Here is a 599-nt window from a genome sequence, read left to right on the forward strand (position 1 = left end):
ACAGTTTTTCTTGGGTATAGGTATGTGTTTTAGGTTAGCTAAAAAATCAAGGTTATTTTCCTCATTAACATCATCACTTAAAAAAGATAATGATTCTTTCGTAAAGTGATCTTGGGGAAAATGGGTTCGAAGATAGGCGAGTAATTCTTTGATGATCTCAGTTTGAGATTTGATTTTATCAAAGGGATGAGTATTTGTCTGGTTTAAAGTTAAATATTTTAAGGCTTGAAAGATTTTTGTATGTTGTTTATCTAAAAAAGATTGTGGATCAATGAGCTGAAAATAAAAACTTAATTGCTCAGCTTTATTTTGGTTCATATAGGAAATGATTTGTCTTAAAGCTTTTTGTTCGTTGCTTAACATTTTATATTAACTCCTTTATTATTTTTTAATCATGTTAATATCACTAAAAGGGAGAAATTGGTGAATAAGTAGTGTTTTTAAAAAGATATTCGCTTGAGGCGAAAAACAATCAATGACTTGGTTAATTCCTGGAATTTTCCCCTGAGCGATTTTCTTGTTTAATCTTTGAGTTTCCACAGTGTTATTAGTTAATAAATAAAATTCAAAACGAGTATCTAGTTTTTTTAATTGTTGAG

At 28.5% G+C, this 599-nt stretch carries 2 pseudogenes; both read right to left on the bottom strand.

Annotated features, from left to right (window positions below):
• Positions 1–363, bottom strand: a pseudogene (locus tag RI68_RS02810) (replicative DNA helicase); the annotation flags it as partial.
• 18 nt (positions 364–381) lie between these two features.
• A pseudogene (locus tag RI68_RS02815) lies at positions 382–599 on the bottom strand (hypothetical protein); the annotation flags it as partial.

The organism is Vaccinium witches'-broom phytoplasma str. VAC (genome assembly GCF_000309405.1).
GTDB lineage: Bacteria > Bacillota_I > Bacilli_A > Acholeplasmatales > Acholeplasmataceae > Phytoplasma.